We start from the raw sequence: 19,619 nt of genomic DNA on the forward strand, positions 1-19,619 counted from the left end.
CCCTTGGATTGTCGGTATCCGGGATGTCCTCCCGATCACTGCGAACAACCCTAGGAAGAGTTACTATCTTTCAGTAAGTAGTTACCCAGGAGTGCGTATGTACCCCAGAGGTGAGCCATGGCGACCATGACCGCGGCCCAGCGCCGCGAACAGGCCCGCGTCGAGTACGACGCGTTCATCAAGAGCTGCCCCACCAACCAGCTCCTGGACCGCATCAGCGACAAGTGGGTCAGCCTCGTCGTGTCCGCCCTCGCCCCCGGGCCCCTGCGCTACAGCGACCTCGGCCGCAAGATCGCCGGAGTCAGCCCCAAGATGCTGACCCAGACCCTGCGCTCACTGGAACGCGACGGCCTCCTCACCCGCACCGTCACCCCGTCCGTCCCGGTCCGCGTCGACTACGAACTCACCCCCCTGGGCCACAACCTGGCCTTGCTGCTGACCGCCGTGAAGGACTGGGCGGAGAACCACTTCGACGAGGTCAAAGAGGCCCGCGAGCGCTACGACGCCGAGAGCCCCGCCGACTAGCACCGGGCGTCGCACCGCGCGCCGCCCGGGAGCCATCCCGCCGAAACCGAGGCCAGGGCACGGGCATGCGAAGCTGGCCACCATGCTCGTGCTCCGCTCCGCCGCCCTCTTCGTCGTCGCCGCCCTCTTCGAGATCGGCGGCGCATGGCTGGTCTGGCAGGGCGTGCGCGAGAACAGGGGCTGGCTGTGGGCGGCCGGCGGCGTCCTCGCGCTCGGCGCGTACGGCTTCGTCGCGACGTTCCAGCCCGACGCCCACTTCGGGCGCGTCCTCGCCGCGTACGGCGGGATCTTCGTCGCCGGTTCGATCCTGTGGGGCGTGGTCGCGGACGGCTACCGCCCGGACCGCTGGGACATCACGGGCGCACTCGTCTGCCTCGCGGGCATGGCAGTGATCATGTACGCCCCGCGAGGAAACTGACCGGCCTCGAGGAAATCGACCGGCCGGGGACTCAGAACGGCTCGTCGGGCAGCAGCCCCAGCTGCCCCAGGAAGTCCATCTCGTCGAAATACAGGCGGTAGTCGACGATCCGGCCGTCCTTCACCGTGGCGATGTCCACCCCACGGATCCTGATCTCCTTCTGCGTCGGGGGCAGCGTCTCGCCGTTGGGCAGCTCCAGCGGCCCGGTGTTCCGCCCGCTGAAGATCCCCTCGTCGATGGCCGTGTCACCGACCTCGTAGGAGTGCAGCGACTGGAACGTCGCCTCGGGGACCGCCTCCGTCATCGTCCGCCAGTACTCGACGATGCTGTCGCGCCCGCGCAGCTCACCCTCGTCGGGGGTGAAGGCGACCGCGTCCTCGGCGTACAGCTCGCTGATGACCTTCAGATCGGCGTGCGTGGTGACCGCGTCGGTCAGCCGGTCCATGACCTCACGTGCCTCGCCCATGATCCACCTCCGGAAAGTGTCAGGGGATCACCCGCCCTCATTCTCCCACCGCGGGGCCCGCCTATCCTGGCCGGAAGCCTCAGGCCGACGCCGGCCCGGCACCGCCCACCACGTCCGAGGAGCTCCCATGGCCACCGCCGCCCCGTCCGCAGCCTCCCGCATCGCCGTCGTCACCGGTGCGAGCAGCGGAATCGGCGCCGCCACGGCCAGGCAGCTCGCCGCCGCGGGCTACCGCGTCGTCCTCACCGCCCGCCGCAAGGACCGCATCGAAGCGCTGGCGGAGGAGATCACCAAGGCGGGCCACCAGGCCACGGCGTACGCCCTCGACGTCACCGACCGCGCGGCGGTCGACGAGTTCGCCACGGCCTTCAAGACGATCGGCGTGCTGGTCAACAACGCGGGCGGCGCACTCGGCGCCGACCCGGTCGCGACCGGCGACCCGGCCGACTGGCGCCAGATGTACGAGACGAACGTCATCGGCACCCTCAACCTCACCCAGGCCCTGCTGCCCAAGCTGATCGCGAGCGGCGACGGCACGGTCGTGGTCGTCTCCTCCACCGCGGGCCACGGCACCTACGAGGGCGGCGCGGGCTACGTCGCCGCCAAGCACGGCGCGCACGTCCTCGCCGAGACGCTGCGCCTGGAGATCGTGGGCCGGCCGGTCCGCGTCATCGAGATCGCCCCCGGCATGGTCAGGACGGACGAGTTCGCCCTGACCCGCTTCGGCGGCGACGAGAACAAGGCGGCCAAGGTCTACGAGGGCGTCGCCGAGCCCCTCACGGCCGACGACGTCGCCGACACGATCACCTGGGCGGTCACCCGCCCCAGCCACGTCAACGTCGACCTCCTCGTCCTGCGCCCCCGCGCCCAGGCCTCCAACACGAAGGTCCACCGGGACCTGTGATGCCGGACACCGCAGGTGACCCGGAACAGCAGCGGGAGCGGGAACAACAGCGCCTCACCCAGGAGACGAAGAACGAACGCCACATGTGGTGGTGGCTCGCCTACTTCCTCTTCGGCATCCACATCGTGGCGTTCGTCATGATCTACGCGGTGCTGCATGCCCCGAAGTAGCTCTCACTCACAGGAGTGAACATCCTCGATCACCCGAACGGCAGTTGAACTGGCGCTCTAGGCTCACGCCACATCGTCAATACGACGGCCCTCGACCGGGATGCCGGTCCCGACCGAGGGCCTGACCGACAAGGAAGTAGAGGCTTCCCTGTGGCTGACTGCGAGCCTAGCGCTCACCAGTTCATGGACCTCACGGTCCCCGAGTACGCGTACATGTTCGGCTTCTTGCAGGCGGATGGGCATCTGCAACGAGGTGCCGGGCAGAAGGGCAAGTTGACCCTCGAACTCAACGCCCGCGATGTCGAGGTTCTGAGGGAGTTTCAGAAGCTCACGCCGTTCTACAGCAACATCAGGACGCGCGACCGGCCCACGAATTTCGCCGAGGTACACACCTCGGCCATCTGGAGCCTGTGCTCCCTCGAAGCCAGGACCAAACTGAGCGAACTAGGACTTCCATACGGCCGCAAGTCCAAGACGATCGCTCCGCCGAGCACCGAGTTTTCCAACCGGGACTATCTGCGGGGCGTCATCGACGCCGACGGTTCAGTGGGCTTCACAGGCAAAGGGTTCCCCTTCATCTCCCTCACTACGGCCAGCACCGCCATGGCGTCCTACATCTGCACCTACGCGAGAGAGGTCACGGGAGCGGATCGCATCCCGAAGCGCAACAGCCGCGACGACATCTACAACGTCCTCTACACGATGGAAGTGGCCCAGCGCTTGGCGGCCGAACTGTACTACCCGGGCTGCTTGTCCCTTGAACCGCAAACGGGCTGCAGCCGCGTCCCTGACCGCATGGGTGCGTCCCGCAGAAATGCGGTCCGCTCACACGAGACGCCGCTGGGCTGACCACGAAGACAGAATTCTGCTGAAGCTCAACAGCCCAACGGCCGCGGCAGTGGCGCTCGGCAGGACCGTCCAAAGCTGTAATCTCCGGCTCTGGCGCCTGCGCAGTGGGCAAGTGCCCCGGCCCGACAGCGAATAAGTGAAACCAAGTGCCCCGGTTTTGACCGGGGCACTTGTGTGTCAGCCCTTCACGCAAACTACCTGCTTCAGCTTCGCCACGACCTCCACCAGGTCCCGCTGCTGGTCGATGACCTGCTCGATCGGCTTGTAGGCGCCCGGGATCTCGTCCACGACGCCGGAGTCCTTGCGGCACTCCACGCCCCGCGTCTGCTCCTCCAGGTCCTTCGTCGAGAAGCGGCGCTTGGCCGCGTTGCGGCTCATGCGCCGGCCCGCCCCGTGCGAGGCCGAGTTGAAGGACTTGGCGTTGCCGAGGCCCTTCACGATGTACGAACCCGTGCCCATGGAGCCGGGGATGATCCCGTACTCGCCGGAACCGGCCCGGATCGCGCCCTTGCGGGTCACGAGCAGGTCCATGCCCTCGTACCGCTCCTCCGCCACGTAGTTGTGATGGCAGGAGATCTCCGGCTCGAACGTCGGCTTGGCCTTCTTGAACTCCTTGCGGATCACGTCCTTCAGGAGCGCCATCATGATCGAGCGGTTGTACTTCGCGTACTCCTGCGCCCAGAACAGATCGTTGCGGTACGCCGCCATCTGCGGGGTGTCCGCGACGAAGACCGCGAGGTCGCGGTCGACCAGCCCCTGGTTGTGCGGGAGCTTCTGGGCCACGCCGATGTGGTGCTCGGCCAGTTCCTTACCTATGTTCCGGGAGCCGGAGTGGAGCATGAGCCACACAAACCCCTGCGTATCTATGCAAATTTCTGCAAAGTGATTCCCGGATCCGAGCGTTCCCATCTGCTTCGTGGCCCGCTCCTGACGGAACTTGACCGCCTCCGCCACCCCGTCGAACCGCCCCCAGAAGTCCTCCCACCCGGCGGTGGCCAGCCCGTGGAACCGCCCGGGGTCGACGGGATCGTCATGCATCCCCCGCCCGACCGGAATCACCTGCTCGACCCGCGACCGCAGCCGCGACAGATCCCCGGGCAGGTCGTTCGCCGTCAGGGACGTCTTCACCGCCGACATTCCGCAGCCGATGTCGACGCCCACCGCCGCCGGGCACACCGCGCCCTTCATGGCGATGACCGAGCCGACCGTCGCACCCTTGCCGTAGTGCACGTCGGGCATGACGGCCAGGCCCTTGATCCAGGGCAGCGTGGCGACGTTCTGGAGCTGCTGGAGTGCGGAGCCCTCGACCGTGGCCGGGTCGGTCCACATCCGGATCGGTACTTTCGCACCGGGCACCTCTACATACGACATAGCGTCCTCAATCCCCCGTAAACGAACAGAAGTCCTCAACAGCAAATACCGGCGCCAAGGTCGACGAAAGGGAATCCGGACCGGCGTCCACGGCAGTGCGTGCGATAGACATTGTGTTCATCGGCCGCCCCCCGGCGGCAAGCAGATTTCCGCGTCGAGAGGGGCCACCACGTGCAACGGAAGGCGTACGCACCCGGTATCGCCGCGCTCCTCGCGGCCCTGCTGGCCGGCTGCACCGGCGGCTCCGGCGACGACGGCGCGACGGACGATGCCAACCCGGGCGACACGGGCACGGCCTCGGCCGCCGCCGAGCCGGGCAAGTACCGCACGCTGCCCGAGCCCTGCGGCGCCGTCGGCCAGAGCTCCCTCGACGAACTCCTGCCCGGAATCCGGCAGATCACCGACGAGGAACAGCGCGAGAAGGCGTACGAGGGCGAGGCGACCGTCACGTACGACACCGACCGCAAGGTCGGCTGCCAGTGGAAGGTCGACGCACCGCAGGCCACCGACCATCTGCTCGTCGACTTCGAGCGGGTCGTCTCCTACGACAACGCGGTCAGCGACGACAGCCAGGCCGAGCAGCTCTTCGCGGAGAAGGAGGCGGCGGCCCACCTGCCCGAGCCGACCACCACCGAGTCGGCGACCCCGGGCAGCACTCCGGGCAGCACTCCGGGCAGCACGCCGGCCGGGGGTGCCACCCCCGCACCGAGCGGCTCCCCGTCCCCCTCCGGCAGCTCCTCGCCCCCGGCATCCGCCTCCGCCACCCCGACCGACCTCCAGCCGCGCGTCCTGGAGGAGGTCGGCGACGAGGCCTTCCTCGACGACGAGCTGAGCAGTTCCGGTTCGACGGCCAAGCAGCGGACGGTGACTGTGGCATTCCGCACGTCGAACGTCATCGTGACCATCGAGTACGCCGAGCAGCCGGCCACCGTCGGCGTCGTCCCCGACAGCAAGGAAATGCAGGACAGGGCCCGGAAACTGGCCTCGCAGCTGGCCGATTCGCTGAGCGACTGAGGCCCCTTCACGCCCCCTTCACGCGCACCCGCAAAGCAACCGAAGGAAGAACACACCGCTTCCTCACCGCGTACCGTGACCACTCGGACCCGTTCCGACCGCAGGAACCACGAGCGTCATGAGTGAAGGAACCATGCAGCGACGAGCACAGCGTGACCAGCGAGACCAGCGAGCGAAGCGACTCCACCGCGTCCTTGTCTGCGCGGCCGCCGTCCCCGTGATGCTGGTCACCGCCGGCTGCTCCTCGGACTCCGGCTCCGGCGACAGCACGGACAAGGCCGCGAAGGCAGCCGCCTCGGCGTCCGCGAGCCCCTCGCCGACCGTGGAGGCGGCGGCGTACGGCAAACTCCCGGAGCCCTGCAAGGCGCTGTCGAAGAAGACGCTGAAGGACCTCGTGCCGGAGGGCAAGTCCGGCAAGGAGGGCAAGTCGGACGACATCTCGACCCGCGCCAACTGCTCCTGGAACAGCCTCGACAACAACGGCGTCAAGGGCTCCCAGTTCCGCTGGCTGAACGTGTCGATGCTGCGCTTCGAGTCGGACGTCACCCGCGGCCCGGCCGACAAGCTGGCCCAGGAGTACGTCGAGAAGCAGGTCCAGGACGCCCAGGCCACTGAGGGTGCCAAGAGCACCAAGTCGGAGCCGGTGCCCGGGACCGGCGACGAGGCGACGGCCGTGCGCTACGAGCTGAAGAAGAAGGAAGGCACCTTCAAGCAGCAGACGGTCGTGGCACGCGTCGAGAACGTCGTCGTCACCATCGACTACAACGGCGCGGGCCTGGCCGGCGACAAGAGCCCCAGCGCCGACGACCTGATGAAGGACGCCAAGAAGGCCGCCAAGGAGGCCGTGGCGGCGGTGTCCGAGGCGAACGGCGCGGGCGGCGCCAAGGCGAGCGGCGCCCCGTCGAAGCCGGCGTCGAAGTCCCCGTCCAAGGAGCCCTCGAAGGAAGCCTCGAAGAGCGCTTCGAAGGACTCCTCCGCGTCGCCCTCCAAGACGCCCGCGAAGAAGAGCTGAGGCCGAGGCTGCACCGCTGACGGTCGTCAGCGGTGCAGCATGGCGACGAGGCCGCTTCGGCGTGAGCTGCGGCGGCGGTACGTCCCGCCGGTGATCGCCCGCGAGGACATCTTTCTCTCGACTCTCGTATGCCTCCCCCGGTACAGCCGGCTGCTCCGACCTGAAACCAAGGTCGTCATTGAGTCATCACCTCGCCAGCTCCCTTTTCCTGAGCTTCATCCATGTGAAGATCGGACTACTGGGACGACAGCGCAAAGTCGTGGCATCGGCGCCATGCCACGGCAACTCGGCCTGTCCACCAGTCAGATGACCAAGGAGGGGAACGGGGCCAGATTCTGTGAAACAAAGTGATTCGTCCGGGCTCCGCGTGAGCGGCCTGTGCTACCAGGTCGAGGGACGGACCCTCCTCGACAACGTGGAACTGTCCGTGTCCCCCGGCGAGTCGGTCGCGGTGACCGGCCCCAGCGGATCCGGCAAGTCAACGCTGCTCATGTGCGTCCTCGGACTGATCAAACCTCAGGCAGGCACCATCACCGCCGGAGGCCGGGAGATCACCGGGCTCCGGTCCGCACAGCTCGCGCAGGCACGGCGGGAGACTGTGGGCATGGTGTTCCAGTTCGGCGAACTCCTCCCCGAACTCAGCCCGGTGGAGAATGTCGCCCTGCCGGTCCTGCTCGACGGAGGCCATCACCAGGACACCTACCGGCGTGCGGAGGAGCTCCTTGGCGAGCTCGGTGTCCCCACCGGCTCCACCCCCACCGGGATGCTCTCCGGCGGGGAGCGCCAGCGGACCGCCGTGGCCCGCGCCCTGATCACCGAGCCCGCCGTCCTCCTCGCCGACGAGCCCACCGGCGCCCTCGACCCCGCAGCCAAGGAGGCAGTCGCCCGTCTGCTCTTCACCGCCGCCCGTGACCGCGGTTGCGCACTGCTCGTCGTCACGCACGACCCCTGGGTCGCGGGCCGGGCCGACCGCCGCCACGAGCTTCAGGGCGGGATCCTGGCCGAAGTCGGAGCCGTCTGATGCGAACGAGCACGCGCACCGCAGGCACCCTGATCAGAATCGGCCTTGCCGCGGGGCGCTCCACTCCCGGCGACCGCCTGCGCTGGTGGGGCCTGTTCTGCGCCGCCCTCGCCGTCGCCTTCGTCACCTTGGCGACAGTGGCCACCGTCGCCACGTATCACGGCCGCGACACCAGGGCAGACGCCAGAGGAGCGGTGATCACCGACAGCAAGCACGCCACGCTGCTGTACCGGGAGGGCGCCGACTCCGTCGACAACCGGCCTGTATCCGTCGTCTTTCTCCACCCCCTCACTCCTGAGGCTCCTCTTCCCGCCGGTGTGTCCCGCTGGCCCAAGCCGGGCGAGGTGCTGCTCTCTCCCGAACTCCTGCGCACCGGACACGCGGAGGGGATCCGTACCCGGTACGGGTCGTTTGCCGGCACTGTCACCACCGACGGCCTGGTCACTCCCTCCGAACGGATCGCCTATGTCCGGGTGGCAGACACTCCGCCGAAGGACGATGACCGGTGGATGCACGTGGCCGCCTTCGGTGCCGGCGGCGGAGCCACGGGAGAGATGGCCGATCAGAAGCCGGTGACGTCGCCGCTTCTGGCTCTGTGGGCCCTGACCGGACTGCCCGCCCTCGCCTTGACCGTGGTCGCCGCGCGGGTCGGCTCCCGCTCCCGTGACCGGCGCAGCAGTCTGCTGCAGGCCCTCGGCGGGACATGGCGGCACCGGATGATCGTCAACATCGGCGAAGCCGCACTCCCCGCGGCATTGGGGACCTCCGCCGCCTTCATCCCGTATGCCATTGCCTCCGTGTGGGATGTTCGCCTCGGGCCCACCGGATACATCCTCGACCACCGTGACGTGCTGGGCGCGTGGCCCACCGCCGCAGGGGCGGCAGTGGTATCCCTGCTGGCCGTGCTCGGCATCGTGGTGGGCTCGCACCGTGTTCACCGGGACGGCAGGTCCACCCGCCCGGCCTCGTTCGCTTCTCGGGTTCCCGCATGGCGCCTGTCCGTCTGTGGCGTCGGCGTCGCGCTGGTCCTGACAAGCCAGTACGTGCCCCACAGAGCACAGCTTGCGGTGTTCACCTGCGGAACTGTCGTGATGTGGGGGTTCCTGTCCTCCGTAGTGGCTCTCGTCACCCGCCACCTGGGCTCCTGGCTCGCCGACAACGGCAAGCGCAAGGGGCACGCGGGCCGCATGATCGGCGGCCGGTGGACGCACGCGCATCCCGGCGTCATCGTGCGGCTGGCTCTGGCCATGGTGATCGGCATCGGGATCGTCGCACAGATGCAGGTATGGACCAGCAGACTCGGGGTGCAGTCGCAGGCAGCGGTCGACACACACCAGCGGATCAAGGACACCGTGATCCAGCTGACCACCGGTGGCATGACCGCGGCGCAGACAGACCGGTTCCGCTCGTCCCTTCCAGCCGGGTCGCTTCTCCTGACGCGCGCCTTCCACGATCCGGGGCCACCGAAAGATCCTTGGGTGACGATCGAAGGGTCCTGCCGAGATCTGCGCACCCTGCACGTGGCCTGCCCCGGCGACACGAAGGCAGCGGCGGGAACCAGCGTTCAGGTACAGGAAATGCGTCGCTGGTACGGAAACGTGAAGTTCGCCCAAGTCCCCCGCATCACCGTGAAGCCGGACAGCACCCAGTCCCTCCTCGTCGTGACCCCCGAGCCGGGGCACCTCAGCGCGGTGAAGAAAGCCGCGTACACGCTTCCCAATCCCTCGGTGCAGGTCCAGACACTGGGCGGAAACTGGCTGGGACCCTCGCGGGCCCCTCTGGCGAACTGGATCCAGCTGTTCGGCGTCATCGGCATCCTCTTCATCCTCGTGGCCGGTGCGGTCAGCGCGGCAGCCGAATTCGTCCGGATCCGCCATGCCCTCGCCCCGCTCTCCGTCCTGACCGGCCACCGTCGGGTGTTCCGGTCCGTGAGCTCATGGCACCTGACCGTCCCCTTGCTCATTGCCACGGTCCTGACCGGGGCCGTGACCGCATGGCACTCGGTGTTCTTCATCGCCCTGGTGCAGGAAGGCTCCGTGTCCTGGACCGTTCTGGCGGCAGGCATCACGACATGCGCCGTGGTCTCTCTCGCCGTCGGGTTCCTCGGCGCCCGTGCGGCTGCGCGCGAGGCCGCCCAGTGGAGGCCCGCGGCCGACTGAACAAGAGGGGAAGCTCCACAACCGGCCCTCTCACTACGAGAAGCAGGTCAGGACGCAGAACACGAACCGGCCACCCGTCCTCCGCACACATGTGCCACCCTGTTGCGCGCAAGAACACGCATGGGGAGGGGAGTACGGGTGGCCGCGCCACTGCAACTGACTCGGACGCACCGCGTCCTCATCGGCGTGGTCGTGGCCGGTGCCGTGATCATCGCCGGCATCGGCTTCGCCGGTTCGTACGCGGCGGTGCGCGAGTTGGCCCTGAAGAAGGGCTTCGGGAACTTCTCCTACGTCTTCCCGATCGGCATCGACGCGGGTATCTGTGTCCTGCTGGCCCTGGATCTGCTGCTCACCTGGATCAGGATCCCGTTCCCCCTCCTGCGTCAGACGGCGTGGCTGCTGACGGCGGCGACGATCGCCTTCAACGGCGCCGCCGCGTGGCCGGATCCGCTCGGTGTCGGGATGCACGCGGTGATCCCGATCCTGTTCGTGGTCTCGGTCGAGGCGGCCCGTCACGCGATCGGCCGGATCGCCGACATCACGGCCGACAAGCACATGGAGGGCGTCCGCCTCACCCGCTGGCTGCTGTCCCCCGTCCCGACGTTCCTCCTGTGGCGCCGCATGAAGCTCTGGGAGCTGCGCTCCTACGAGCAGGTCATCAAGCTGGAGCAGGAACGTCTCGTCTACCAGGCCCGGCTGCGTTCCCGCTTCGGCCGGGCGTGGCGCAGGAAGGCCCCGGTGGAATCGCTGATGCCACTGCGCCTGGCCCGCTACGGCGTCCCCCTGGCGGAAACGGCCCCGGCGGGCCTGGCAGCGGCAGGCATAGAGCCGGCGCTGATCCCCCCGCCGCCGCAGCAGGCGCTGGACGCCGGCCCCGCAGCGGGCGCGTCGGCCGACCCGGCAGCGGGCAGTCGTGCCGCTGGGGCGGCGCCCGTCCCGCAGAGAGCGGCACCTCCCGGCGAGCAGCGCCTGGAGCTCGACAGCAACCCCGTCGCAGAGCACCTGGACCGCGCACCCGAACCCGACCAGAGCCCCTGGTTCAACACCCCCCGCGAGGTCGCGTACCAGGGCGGCTATGACCCCGACTACGATCCCGCCGAGCAGTACGCCCAGTGGATCGCCGAACAACAGGAAGCCGAGCAGTACCAGACCCAGTACGAGCAGGAACCCACGCCGGAGGACACCGGCAGCTTCCCCATCCCGGTGGGCCCGAACCGCACCCGCGAACTCGGCGAGGGCGGCGGCACGCCCCCGGCCCCCGAGCCGGACGAAGAGGCGTACTACCAGGTGTTCCGCCAGTCGATAGACGGCAGCTACCCCACCCCCCGCGCGCTGGGTGACAACATCCAGGCCACCTACGGCACGACGCTGAGCCCCGGTGAGCTGAAGTCCCTCGTGGAGCGCTTCCAGAAGCGCCACTCGGCGGAACTGGAAGAAGACCACATCGCCTGACCGCCGGCGCGCAGAAGGGGCCCCCGGAGAAATCCGGGGGCCCCTTCTCAGTGCCTGTTCACTCCCCGAGCAGGGCCCGCACCCGCTCCTGCCCCACCGCCAGCAGCAGCGTCGGCAGCCGCGGCCCCGTGTCCCGCCCGACCAGCAGGTGGTACAGCAGGGCGAAGAAGGACCGCTGCGCGGTCTTGATCTCCGGCGGCAGCTCCTTCGGCGTGGCGTCGGCCGGGAACCCGGCCTGCACCTTCGGCACGCCGTACACGAGGTGCGTCAGACCGTCGAGCGACCAGTGGTCGGCCAGCCCGTCGAGCAGCAGCCGCAGCGACTCCCGCCCCTGCTCGTCGAGCGACTTCAACAGCTCCGCGTCCGGCTCGTCGCGCACGATCGTCCGCTGTTCGGCCGACACGTGCGTGTTGATCCAGGCCTCGGCCTTGTCGTACCGCGGCCGCGCCTCGTCGAGCGAGGTCAGCGGCTGCTCCGGGTCGAGCTCGCTCAGGATCCGCAGCGCCTGGTCCTCGTGCCCGGCGGTGATGTCCGCGACGGACGCCAGCGTCCGGTACGGCAGTGGCCGGGGCGTGCGCGGCAGCTCACCGGCGGCCGTGCGCACCGCACGCGAGTGCGCGGCGACGTCGGCCGGCAGGGCGCTGCCGTCGGCGACCTTGGCGTCGAGCCGGTCCCACTCGTCGTAGAGCCGCTGGATCTCCTGGTCGAAGGCGACCTTGAAGGACTGGTTGGGCCTGCGCCGGGCGTACAGCCAGCGCAGCAGCTGCGGCTCCATGATCTTCAGGGCGTCGGCGGGGGTGGGCACGCCGCCCCGCGAGGAGGACATCTTTGCCATGCCGGAGATGCCGACGAAGGCGTACATCGGGCCGATCGGCTGCTTGCCGCCGAAGATCCCGACGATCTGCCCGCCGACCTGGAAGGAGGACCCCGGGGAGGAGTGGTCGACGCCGGAGGGCTCGAACACGACGCCCTCGTACGCCCACCGCATCGGCCAGTCGACCTTCCAGACCAGCTTGCCGCGGTTGAACTCGCTCAGCCGGACCGTCTCGGAGAAGCCGCACGCGGTGCAGGCGTACGTCAGCTCGGTGGAGTCGTCGTCGTAGGACGTGACGGTGGTGAGGTCCTTCTCGCAGTTGCCGCAGTACGGCTTGTACGGGAAGTACCCGGCGGTGCCGGAGCTGCCGTCGTCCTCGGCGGCCGCGCCGGAGCCCTCGGCGGCCTCCAGCTCGGCCTCGTCGACCGGCTTCTGCCCCTGCTGCTTCTTGGCCGGGGCCTTCTTCGTGCGGTACTGGTCGAGGATCGCGTCGATGTCGCCGCGGTGCTTGATGGCGTGCAGGATCTGCTCGCGGTACACGCCGGAGGTGTACTGCGCGGTCTGGCTGATCCCGTCGAACTCCACGCCCAGCTCGGCCAGCGACTCGATCATCGCGGCCTTGAAGTGCTCGGCCCAGTTGGGATGGGAGGAGCCCTTCGGGGCCGGGACGGAGGTCAGCGGCTTGCCGATGTGCTCGGCCCACGACTCGTCGACGCCCGCGATCCCCGCCGGCACCTTCCGGTACCGGTCGTAGTCGTCCCAGGAGATCAGGTGCCGCACCTGGTGGCCCCGGCGGCGGATCTCGTCGGCGACGAGATGCGGGGTCATGACCTCGCGGAGGTTCCCCAGGTGGACGGGACCGGACGGTGAGAGGCCGGACGCGACGACGACGGGTTTGCCCGGGGCCCGACGCTCCGACTCCTCGATGACCTCATCCGCGAAACGGGAGACCCAGTCGGTGGTCTCGGTGCTCTGAGCCACGATCGGCACGTCCTTCTTTCTGCATCGGGCAGCCGGTACGGTCGCACGGCTGACCGCACCATTGTCCCAGACCACCTCGCGCCCGGAAAAACGGCTTTACCGGTCCTGAGGACCGAGCGGGAGTGAGTCCTGCTGCCAGGGCTCGTGCTCAGCCGCGTGCTCCGAGCGGTGTTGGGCACGCTGGTCGCCCGCTTTCACTCCGCGTCCGGGCGGCACGCATCCGGTGCGTGGTCCGGGAACGCGGGGGCGGGGTCCGTCACGCCCCGAGGTCTCCGGTCCGGCCTGGACGGTCCAGGAAGGAGCCGACCTCGTACAGCACCGCCGCGTCCGCAAGCACACTCCCGTTCGCCCAGTCCCAAGCCCGCAGCACACCCCACTGCGGACCGCTGCTCACTCACACCCGCCCCAGTACGCTCGGTCTCAATCAAGCGGCAGCAGCACAACCCCCCATGGGATACTGGCCGTGTCTATCCATTCCCTCGAGGAGAACGGCACCCCTTCCTATGGCCTCGGTCACGTCCCTCAGCGACTCCGTCCACCAGCGCCTCGCGGCGGCCCTGTCGGCGGCCGTGCCGCAGGCCGGCTCCGCGGACCCGCTGCTGCGACGAAGCGACCGGGCCGACTTCCAGGCCAACGGGATCCTGGCCCTCGCGAAGAAGGAGAAGGCGAACCCGCGGGAGCTGGCGACGCAGGTCGTCTCCCGGGTCGAGTCGGGTGACGTGATCAAGGACGTCGAGGTCTCCGGCCCCGGCTTCCTGAACATCACGATCACCGACCGGGCGATCACGGAGAACCTCGCCGAGCGCTACGCGGACGACACCGGCCGCCTCGGCGTGCCGCACGCCGAGCAGCCGGGCACCACGGTCATCGACTACGCCCAGCCGAACGTGGCGAAGGAGATGCACGTCGGTCACCTGCGCTCCGCGGTGATCGGCGACTCGGTGGTGCAGCTGCTGGAGTTCACCGGCGAGAGCGTGGTGCGGCGTCACCACATCGGCGACTGGGGCACCCAGTTCGGCATGCTCATCCAGTACCTGGAGGAGCACCCGCACGAGCTGGACCACAAGGCCGACGAGGTCTCCGGCGAGGAGGCGATGTCGAATCTCGACCGCCTCTACAAGGCCGCCCGCAAGGTCTTCGACGCGGACGAGGAGTTCAAGACGCGGGCCCGCCGCCGGGTGGTCGACCTCCAGGCGGGCGACCCGCAGACCCTCGCCATGTGGCAGAAGTTCGTGGACGAGTCGAAGATCTACTTCTTCTCCGTCTTCGAGAAGCTGGACATGGAGATCCGGGACCCGGACATCGTCGGCGAGTCCGGCTACAACGACATGCTCGCGGAGACCTGCCGCCTGCTGGAGGAGTCGGGCGTCGCGGTCCGCTCCGAGGGCGCGCTGTGTGTCTTCTTCGACGACATCAAGGGCCCGGACGGCAAGCCGGTCCCGTTGATCGTCCAGAAGTCGGACGGCGGCTACGGCTACGCGGCGACCGACCTCTCGGCGATCCGCGACCGCGTCTTCAACCTCAAGGCGAACACGCTGCTGTACGTCGTGGACGCCCGCCAGTCGCTGCACTTCAAGATGGTCTTCGAGACGGCCCGCCGGGCGGGCTGGCTGAACGAGGACGTGCACGCGGTGCAGCTCGCCTTCGGCACGGTCCTCGGCAAGGACGGCAAGCCGTTCAAGACCCGTGAGGGCGAGACGATCCGGCTGGTGGACCTGCTGGACGAGGCGATCGACCGTGCGACGGCGGTCGTACGGGAGAAGGACACCCAGCGTCAGCTGTCGGACGAGGAGATCGCCGAGCGGGGCACGCAGGTCGGCATCGGCGCGGTGAAGTACGCGGACCTGTCGACGTCGGCGAACCGCGACTACAAGTTCGACCTGGACCAGATGGTCTCGCTGAACGGCGACACGTCCGTCTACCTCCAGTACGCCTACGCCCGTATCCGGTCGATCCTGCGCAAGGCCGGCGAGGCCCGCCCGGTCGCGCACCCGGAGCTGGACCTGCACGAGGCGGAGCGCGCGCTGGGTCTGCACGCGGACTCGTTCGGGGCGACGGTGGCGGAGGCGGCGGCGGAGTACGCCCCGCACAAGCTGACGGCGTACCTGTACCAGCTGGCGTCGCTGTACACGACGTTCTACGACAAGTGCCCGGTCCTGAAGGCCGAGTCGCCCGAGCAGATCGAGAACCGCCTGTTCCTCTGCGACATCACGGCCCGCACGCTCCACCAGGGCATGGCCCTGCTGGGCATCCGGACGCCCGAGCGGCTCTGAGCCCGGCCCTGCCGCGACAGGCCGAGGGCGGCACTCCCCCCGTGGAGTGCCGCCCTCGGCGTTACCGGGCGCAGGTCACTTGCAGTTGACCCACTTGTTGGACTTGATGTAGTGGCCCGTGTTGTCGGACTTCTTGGATCCCCTCGGGATGATGCCGTCGTCCCCGCGGTGGTTCTTCTCGGAGAACCACTGGAAGTCGCAGGACGCGCCGTGGTTGTACCAGGACTTGAAGTTCTGGAACACGGCGTACTGGGTCAGGTCCTTGTTGGTCCCGGCGACCTTCTGCATACGGCCGGTGTAGTTCTGCCCGGCCCAGACGCAGAACCAGCCCGACGGGCAGTCCGACGCGGCCTGCGGCCCGGCCTCGGCCGCACCGGCCGTTCCCGCGCCCCCGGCCAGCAGACCACCGGTCAGCGCGAGGCCCCCGGCCATGACGGCGAGCTTCCTGGTCATACGCATGCTGTGTCCCCCTTCGTGGGCGGGCCGACCGCACCGGCCGGCTCGGCAACGAGACTGCGGCCCGGGGCCCCGGGTCCGCCACAGTCGCCTCCGAAGTGACGTACTCGCGGGACGTCCCGTGCGCTGACCTGCGGTGACACCGTCCGCCGGGACGGTGCGGCGGGACGGTCGCGGTGGGGTGTGGCCGAATCGGTAGGGGGCGGCGGGGAGAACGGAACCGATGTATGGGGCACCGCGTGGATGCTGATGCAGAATGCGGCGGTGACGGGACCGCTGACCACGGTCCACGAACGCGAGTGGGGGGAACATGTCGCGTTGGAAAGGGCTGCCCGAAGAACTCGACCCGTGCGTACGGCAGTTGGTGGTGCGATTACGCCGGGTGAAGGATCACAGCGGACTGAGCCTGCGCCAGCTCGCGGCCAAGACGGGGTACAGCACGTCGTCCTGGGAGCGCTACCTGGCCGGCAGGTCGCTCCCGCCCAGGGAGGCCGTCGAGGCGATGGCCCGGCTCGGCGGTGACGACCCGACCCGCCTCCTCGCCCTGCACGAGGTCGCCACCGAGGCGTGGGGCAAGGGGGCGGACCCGGCAGACAGGGCGGACGGAACACGCCGGGCGGGCCTGGGGGCCCGGACGGACCGGGCGGACCTGGCGGACCTGGCGGATCGAGAGGGCGAGACGGCCGGGACCCAGCCGAGAACCGAGCGCGGGAACGAGCCCGGGACCGAACCCGGGACCGCACCCGGAACCGCACCCGGAACCGAGCCCGGAACCGATCCGGGATCCGGCGCACCCCGCCCCCACGGCCGGGCGCTGCGCATCACGCTCACAGCCGGATCGGTGGCCCTGGTGCTGGCCGTGGCCGCCTCGGTCCTGCTGGCCGTACGGCTGTCGGACGGCGAGGACAGAGCGGCGGCGGCCGGCCTCACCGCCTCCTCCACCACCGCACCGGGGTCGCCCGAGGAGTCGGACCGGCCCCGGTACACCTGCCGGGCGGAGCGGATCGAGGGCCGCTGGTACGCGGGCAACAGCCGCACCATGAAGGCCGTCCTGGCCGAGGGCCACGCCGGAGCGGAGGTGGCCGAGGCGCAGTGTCTGCTGCGCGAGGCGGGCCTCTCGCCGGGCGCCGTGGACGGCATCTTCGGCCCGCACACGAAACGCGCGGTCAGGGACCTGCAGAAACGGGCGCACCTGGTCGTGGACGGCATCATCGGCCCGCACACCTGGAAGGCCCTGCGGGAATGACGCGAACCCCGCCCGGCCCGCTGCCGCCCGAACGCGCCCGGCTCGCCGCGGCGCTGCGGGAGTTGAGGGCGGGCACGGGCCTGAGCCTGGCGGCCCTCGCGGCGAAGACCACCTTCAGCAAGTCCTCCTGGGAGCGCTACCTCAACGGCAGGACACTCCCACCGCGCGAGGCGGTGCAGGAGCTGTGCCGCCTGGCCGGGGAACCGGAGGGCCGGTGTCTGGCGCTGTGGGAGCTGGCGGAGTCGGAGTGGAGCGGCCGGGCGGCACCGACGACACCAACGAAGGTACCGGCGACACCGACGAAGGCACCGACGGCACCCACGGACCCGCCCGCGCCCCCGGAGGCGGACACCCGAAGGCCTGCCGTCGCCGGCAGGGGCGCACTCCTGGCCGTCCTCGCGTCGGTGTGCGCGACAGCGGCCGGCGGCCTGTCCGTGGCCCTGGTCCTCCTCGCGGGCCAGTCCGGCGACCCCCGGCCGTCCCCGCCGTCCCCGTCCGCCCCGGCACCCCGCTGCCGTGGAGCCATCTGCGAGGGCAAGAGCCCGATGCAGATGAGATGCGGCGAGGCCCCGCTCACCCTCGCCTCCCGCCGCACGTCCACCGGAGCCCACCTCGAACTGCGCTACAGCGACAAGTGCGAGGCCGGCTGGGCCCGGATGTGGAGCACGCGGATCGGCGACCGGCTGGAGCTGAACAGGACCGACGGAGGCCGCCGTCCGCACACCGCCGAGATCACGGACGACATCGCCGCCCAGTCCTACGTCTACACGCCCATGACCGAAGCCCGCCCCGGCACGACCGTCCGGGCCTGCTTCCGCCCGGTGACGGGAGGCACCCGCGAGTGCTTCGACGCCCGCGTCTGACGGACCGCCGGGTCAGCGCTGGGCCGGGGTCAGCGCTGGGCCGTGGTGCTGGCCCCGTCGAGCGCCTCCCGGACGATGTCCGCGTGACCGGCGTGCTGGGCCGTCTCCCTGATCAGGTGCAGCAGGATCCGGCGCGCCGACCAGTACTGGGGCTCCGGCGGCGACCACGGAGTCGTCGGCAGCAGCACCCTCTGCCCCAGGTCCGGCAGCCCGGCCACGGCCTCGTCGGTCGCCCGGGCGGCCGCCTCGTACCGCTCCACCAGCCCGGCGATCGTGTCGCCCTCGGCCATCCGGTACTGCCCCAGATCCAGCATGCCGTCGGGCAGTTCACCGTCCCCCTCGACCATGATCCGCATCCACGCCTCCTCGCCCTGGGCGAGATGCTTCACGATCCCGCCCAGGGTCAGCTCACTGACGGTCGTACGCTGCGCGGCCTGCGCGTCGGTGAGTCCGCGCACGGTGATCAGCAGCAACTCCCGCTGCTCCGCGAGCGCCTGCGACAGGTCGGTCTTCTCCGGGGAAGTGGTCATGGGAGAACCGTAGGGAGCAATTAGGACAGTTCCTGTCCTCAGGAGGCCTGGAACAGCGTCATCCCCTCCGGCGCGGTGATGCCGAACTCCTCCTCCAGGAGCCGCCGCGCCTCCGCCTCACCGGTCACCTCCCGCTCGCTGACCGTCCCGTCGGAGCCGGTCCGTGTGAGGAGCCGGCCGTCGAGCAGGAGGTGCCGGGTGGTGTCGGTGTGCTGGACGTAGAGGCGCTGGGTGAACGGCGAGCGCGGGTGGGTCGCGATGTGCCAGTTGATGACCTCGAAGTCGGGCTTCTCGAAGGGCTCCAGGGTGAAGGCGTACTGGCTGACCCAGTCGTCTTTCCCCGCGTCGTGGGCCTGAAGCAGCCACATCTCCAGGGGGCCGTCGTGCGGCGCGTGCACGAGGCGGTGCCGCCGCCCGGCCGCGGCGAATGCGACGTCGGCGGCCAGCGGCACCGGCTCAGGCAGCGCGCCGACCGTCCCGTAGCCGACGTCCGCGAGGTACGGCCGTGGTTCACCGGGCACCTCGGCCATCAGCGCCATGTGGGTGCGCGGCCGGCTCGCGATGCTGTCGGCGCCGACGACCACCCGCGCGCACAGCAGGGTCACCCGGAAGCCCAGCGCCTCCAAGGCGCAGGCCAACAGGGTGTTGTGCTCGTAGCAGTAGCCGCCGCGCCGGCTGTGGACCAGCTTGGCCATCAGGTCGGCCGGGTCGAGGGAGGGGGCCGTGCCGCGCAGCGCGTCGAGGTTCTCGAACGGAATGGCCCGCATGTGCGCCAGATGCACTCCGCGCAGGGTGGCGGCGTCGGCCCGCCGCTCCCCCTCCCATCCGATCCGCCGGAGATACACGTCGAGGTCGAACGGTATGGACTCGGACATGACGTCACCGTAATCACACCCGACCCGCCCCGTCCGCGGCCCACAGCCCGAACTGCCGCTCCGCCGTTGGTCCTAGGTGTATTGACCCGGAGCGTTGTTCACGCGGCTGATCGGTGGCTGGCCTGCGAGTGCGGTGTGGCCGCGGTGGTGGTTGTAGGTGTGCAGGAAGTCTGCCAGGGCGGCGGTGCGTTCGGTGTTGCTGGTGTAGGGCCGCTGGTAG

20 protein-coding genes and 2 pseudogenes are annotated in these 19,619 nt (G+C 69.6%); 13 read left to right on the top strand and 9 right to left on the bottom strand.

The window, feature by feature from the left end; translation table 11 throughout:
• The first annotated feature begins 117 nt into the window (after positions 1-117).
• A complete protein-coding gene (locus tag ACZ3I3_RS07650) occupies positions 118-525 on the top strand; it encodes a winged helix-turn-helix transcriptional regulator (RefSeq protein WP_467363326.1) in 408 nt (135 codons plus the stop codon).
• Positions 526-607: 82 nt separating this feature from the next.
• Entirely contained in the window at positions 608-943 is a 336-nt protein-coding gene (locus ACZ3I3_RS07655) for a YnfA family protein (protein ID WP_466103387.1), read from the top strand.
• 31 nt (positions 944-974) lie between these two features.
• Here the strand turns inward: ACZ3I3_RS07655 and ACZ3I3_RS07660 are convergent, their stop codons facing one another.
• Entirely contained in the window at positions 975-1,409 is a 435-nt protein-coding gene (locus ACZ3I3_RS07660; RefSeq protein WP_356929795.1) for an ester cyclase, read from the bottom strand.
• A 127-nt stretch (positions 1,410-1,536) separates the two neighbouring features.
• Here ACZ3I3_RS07660 and ACZ3I3_RS07665 point away from each other — a divergent pair, with 127 nt between their 5' ends.
• The 3 genes from ACZ3I3_RS07665 to ACZ3I3_RS07675 all read left to right on the top strand — a co-directional run bounded on the left by ACZ3I3_RS07665 (position 1,537) and on the right by ACZ3I3_RS07675 (position 3,332).
• Entirely contained in the window at positions 1,537-2,313 is a 777-nt protein-coding gene (locus ACZ3I3_RS07665) for an SDR family NAD(P)-dependent oxidoreductase (protein ID WP_467363329.1), read from the top strand.
• Positions 2,313-2,483: a hypothetical protein gene (locus ACZ3I3_RS07670; protein WP_467363330.1), complete on the top strand. Its 171-nt coding sequence runs from the start codon at positions 2,313-2,315 to the stop codon at positions 2,481-2,483. Before ACZ3I3_RS07665 ends, ACZ3I3_RS07670 begins: the two co-directional genes overlap by 1 nt.
• A 183-nt stretch (positions 2,484-2,666) precedes the next feature.
• A complete protein-coding gene (locus ACZ3I3_RS07675; RefSeq protein ID WP_467363332.1) occupies positions 2,667-3,332 on the top strand; it encodes a hypothetical protein in 666 nt (221 codons plus the stop codon).
• Between the two features lie 177 nt (positions 3,333-3,509).
• On the opposite strand, the gene ACZ3I3_RS07680 is transcribed toward ACZ3I3_RS07675, so the two are convergent.
• Positions 3,510-4,703, bottom strand: coding sequence for an RtcB family protein (locus ACZ3I3_RS07680; protein WP_467363333.1), 1,194 nt, complete (start codon positions 4,701-4,703; stop codon positions 3,510-3,512).
• A gap of 171 nt (positions 4,704-4,874) precedes the next feature.
• On the opposite strand from ACZ3I3_RS07680, the gene ACZ3I3_RS07685 reads away from it, so the two are divergent.
• The 5 genes from ACZ3I3_RS07685 (at position 4,875) to ACZ3I3_RS07705 (ending at position 11,361) form a co-directional block, all read left to right on the top strand.
• On the top strand, positions 4,875-5,717 hold the full coding sequence (locus ACZ3I3_RS07685) for a DUF3558 domain-containing protein (RefSeq protein WP_467363334.1): 843 nt from the start codon (positions 4,875-4,877) through the stop codon (positions 5,715-5,717).
• Positions 5,718-5,835: 118 nt separating this feature from the next.
• Positions 5,836-6,729, top strand: a complete 894-nt coding sequence (locus ACZ3I3_RS07690; RefSeq protein WP_467363336.1) for a DUF3558 family protein — start codon at positions 5,836-5,838, stop codon at positions 6,727-6,729.
• Positions 6,730-7,066: 337 nt separating this feature from the next.
• On the top strand, positions 7,067-7,750 hold the full coding sequence (locus tag ACZ3I3_RS07695; protein WP_467363337.1) for an ABC transporter ATP-binding protein: 684 nt from the start codon (positions 7,067-7,069) through the stop codon (positions 7,748-7,750).
• A 344-nt stretch (positions 7,751-8,094) separates the two neighbouring features.
• Entirely contained in the window at positions 8,095-9,909 is a 1,815-nt protein-coding gene (locus ACZ3I3_RS07700; RefSeq protein ID WP_467363339.1) for a permease, read from the top strand.
• Positions 9,910-10,047: 138 nt separating this feature from the next.
• Positions 10,048-11,361 carry a DUF2637 domain-containing protein gene (locus ACZ3I3_RS07705; protein WP_467363340.1) on the top strand — a complete coding sequence of 438 codons (1,314 nt, stop codon included), beginning with the start codon at positions 10,048-10,050 and terminating at the stop codon, positions 11,359-11,361.
• Between the two features lie 58 nt (positions 11,362-11,419).
• Here ACZ3I3_RS07705 and lysS read toward each other — a convergent pair whose 3' ends face one another.
• The 3 genes and pseudogenes from lysS to ACZ3I3_RS07720 form a co-directional block, all read right to left on the bottom strand.
• On the bottom strand, positions 11,420-13,165 hold the full coding sequence (gene lysS, locus ACZ3I3_RS07710; protein ID WP_467363341.1) for a lysine--tRNA ligase: 1,746 nt from the start codon (positions 13,163-13,165) through the stop codon (positions 11,420-11,422).
• An 87-nt stretch (positions 13,166-13,252) separates the two neighbouring features.
• A pseudogene (locus tag ACZ3I3_RS07715) lies at positions 13,253-13,447 on the bottom strand (transposase); the annotation flags it as partial.
• Positions 13,413-13,550, bottom strand: coding sequence for a hypothetical protein (locus tag ACZ3I3_RS07720; protein WP_467363389.1), 138 nt, complete (start codon positions 13,548-13,550; stop codon positions 13,413-13,415). The gene ACZ3I3_RS07720 and the pseudogene ACZ3I3_RS07715, both read right to left, overlap by 35 nt.
• Before the next feature lie 109 nt (positions 13,551-13,659).
• Between ACZ3I3_RS07720 and argS the strand changes: the two genes are divergently transcribed.
• Positions 13,660-15,429: an arginine--tRNA ligase gene (gene argS, locus ACZ3I3_RS07725; RefSeq protein ID WP_467363342.1), complete on the top strand. Its 1,770-nt coding sequence runs from the start codon at positions 13,660-13,662 to the stop codon at positions 15,427-15,429.
• Between the two features lie 75 nt (positions 15,430-15,504).
• Here the strand turns inward: argS and ACZ3I3_RS07730 are convergent, their stop codons facing one another.
• Entirely contained in the window at positions 15,505-15,888 is a 384-nt protein-coding gene (locus ACZ3I3_RS07730) for a peptidase inhibitor family I36 protein (protein ID WP_467363344.1), read from the bottom strand.
• Between the two features lie 307 nt (positions 15,889-16,195).
• On the opposite strand from ACZ3I3_RS07730, the gene ACZ3I3_RS07735 reads away from it, so the two are divergent.
• Complete coding sequence (locus ACZ3I3_RS07735; RefSeq protein WP_467363346.1) at positions 16,196-17,131, top strand: peptidoglycan-binding protein; 936 nt, start codon at positions 16,196-16,198, stop codon at positions 17,129-17,131.
• Positions 17,128-17,994, top strand: coding sequence for a helix-turn-helix domain-containing protein (locus tag ACZ3I3_RS07740; protein ID WP_467363347.1), 867 nt, complete (start codon positions 17,128-17,130; stop codon positions 17,992-17,994). The genes ACZ3I3_RS07735 and ACZ3I3_RS07740 overlap by 4 nt, the downstream gene beginning before the upstream one ends.
• Positions 17,995-18,023: 29 nt before the next feature.
• On the opposite strand, the gene ACZ3I3_RS07745 is transcribed toward ACZ3I3_RS07740, so the two are convergent.
• From ACZ3I3_RS07745 to ACZ3I3_RS07755, 3 genes and pseudogenes are all read right to left on the bottom strand, one after another.
• Positions 18,024-18,524 (bottom strand): DinB family protein, encoded by a 501-nt coding sequence (locus tag ACZ3I3_RS07745; protein ID WP_467363349.1) that lies wholly within the window; start codon positions 18,522-18,524, stop codon positions 18,024-18,026.
• Positions 18,525-18,562: 38 nt separating this feature from the next.
• Positions 18,563-19,399 carry an arylamine N-acetyltransferase family protein gene (locus tag ACZ3I3_RS07750; RefSeq protein WP_467363350.1) on the bottom strand — a complete coding sequence of 279 codons (837 nt, stop codon included), beginning with the start codon at positions 19,397-19,399 and terminating at the stop codon, positions 18,563-18,565.
• 72 nt (positions 19,400-19,471) lie between these two features.
• A pseudogene (locus ACZ3I3_RS07755) lies at positions 19,472-19,619 on the bottom strand (IS481 family transposase); the annotation flags it as partial.

This window comes from Streptomyces sp. NPDC016851, from assembly GCF_055562795.1.

Bases quoted from the DNA above. Each gene is read 5' to 3' on its own strand.
- ACZ3I3_RS07745 (WP_467363349.1), bottom strand. From the start codon at position 18,524: ATGACCACTTCCCCGGAGAAGACCGACCTGTCGCAGGCGCTCGCGGAG.
- ACZ3I3_RS07675 (WP_467363332.1), top strand. From the start codon at position 2,667: ATGGACCTCACGGTCCCCGAGTACGCGTACATGTTCGGCTTCTTGCAG.
- ACZ3I3_RS07740 (WP_467363347.1), top strand. From the start codon at position 17,128: ATGACGCGAACCCCGCCCGGCCCGCTGCCGCCCGAACGCGCCCGGCTC.
- ACZ3I3_RS07735 (WP_467363346.1), top strand. From the start codon at position 16,196: ATGTCGCGTTGGAAAGGGCTGCCCGAAGAACTCGACCCGTGCGTACGG.
- ACZ3I3_RS07690 (WP_467363336.1), top strand. From the start codon at position 5,836: ATGAGTGAAGGAACCATGCAGCGACGAGCACAGCGTGACCAGCGAGAC.
- ACZ3I3_RS07655 (WP_466103387.1), top strand. From the start codon at position 608: ATGCTCGTGCTCCGCTCCGCCGCCCTCTTCGTCGTCGCCGCCCTCTTC.
- ACZ3I3_RS07665 (WP_467363329.1), top strand. From the start codon at position 1,537: ATGGCCACCGCCGCCCCGTCCGCAGCCTCCCGCATCGCCGTCGTCACC.
- ACZ3I3_RS07650 (WP_467363326.1), top strand. From the start codon at position 118: ATGGCGACCATGACCGCGGCCCAGCGCCGCGAACAGGCCCGCGTCGAG.
- ACZ3I3_RS07660 (WP_356929795.1), bottom strand. From the start codon at position 1,409: ATGGGCGAGGCACGTGAGGTCATGGACCGGCTGACCGACGCGGTCACC.
- argS (WP_467363342.1), top strand. From the start codon at position 13,660: ATGGCCTCGGTCACGTCCCTCAGCGACTCCGTCCACCAGCGCCTCGCG.
- ACZ3I3_RS07730 (WP_467363344.1), bottom strand. From the start codon at position 15,888: ATGCGTATGACCAGGAAGCTCGCCGTCATGGCCGGGGGCCTCGCGCTG.
- ACZ3I3_RS07680 (WP_467363333.1), bottom strand. From the start codon at position 4,703: ATGTCGTATGTAGAGGTGCCCGGTGCGAAAGTACCGATCCGGATGTGG.
- ACZ3I3_RS07750 (WP_467363350.1), bottom strand. From the start codon at position 19,399: ATGTCCGAGTCCATACCGTTCGACCTCGACGTGTATCTCCGGCGGATC.
- ACZ3I3_RS07670 (WP_467363330.1), top strand. From the start codon at position 2,313: ATGCCGGACACCGCAGGTGACCCGGAACAGCAGCGGGAGCGGGAACAA.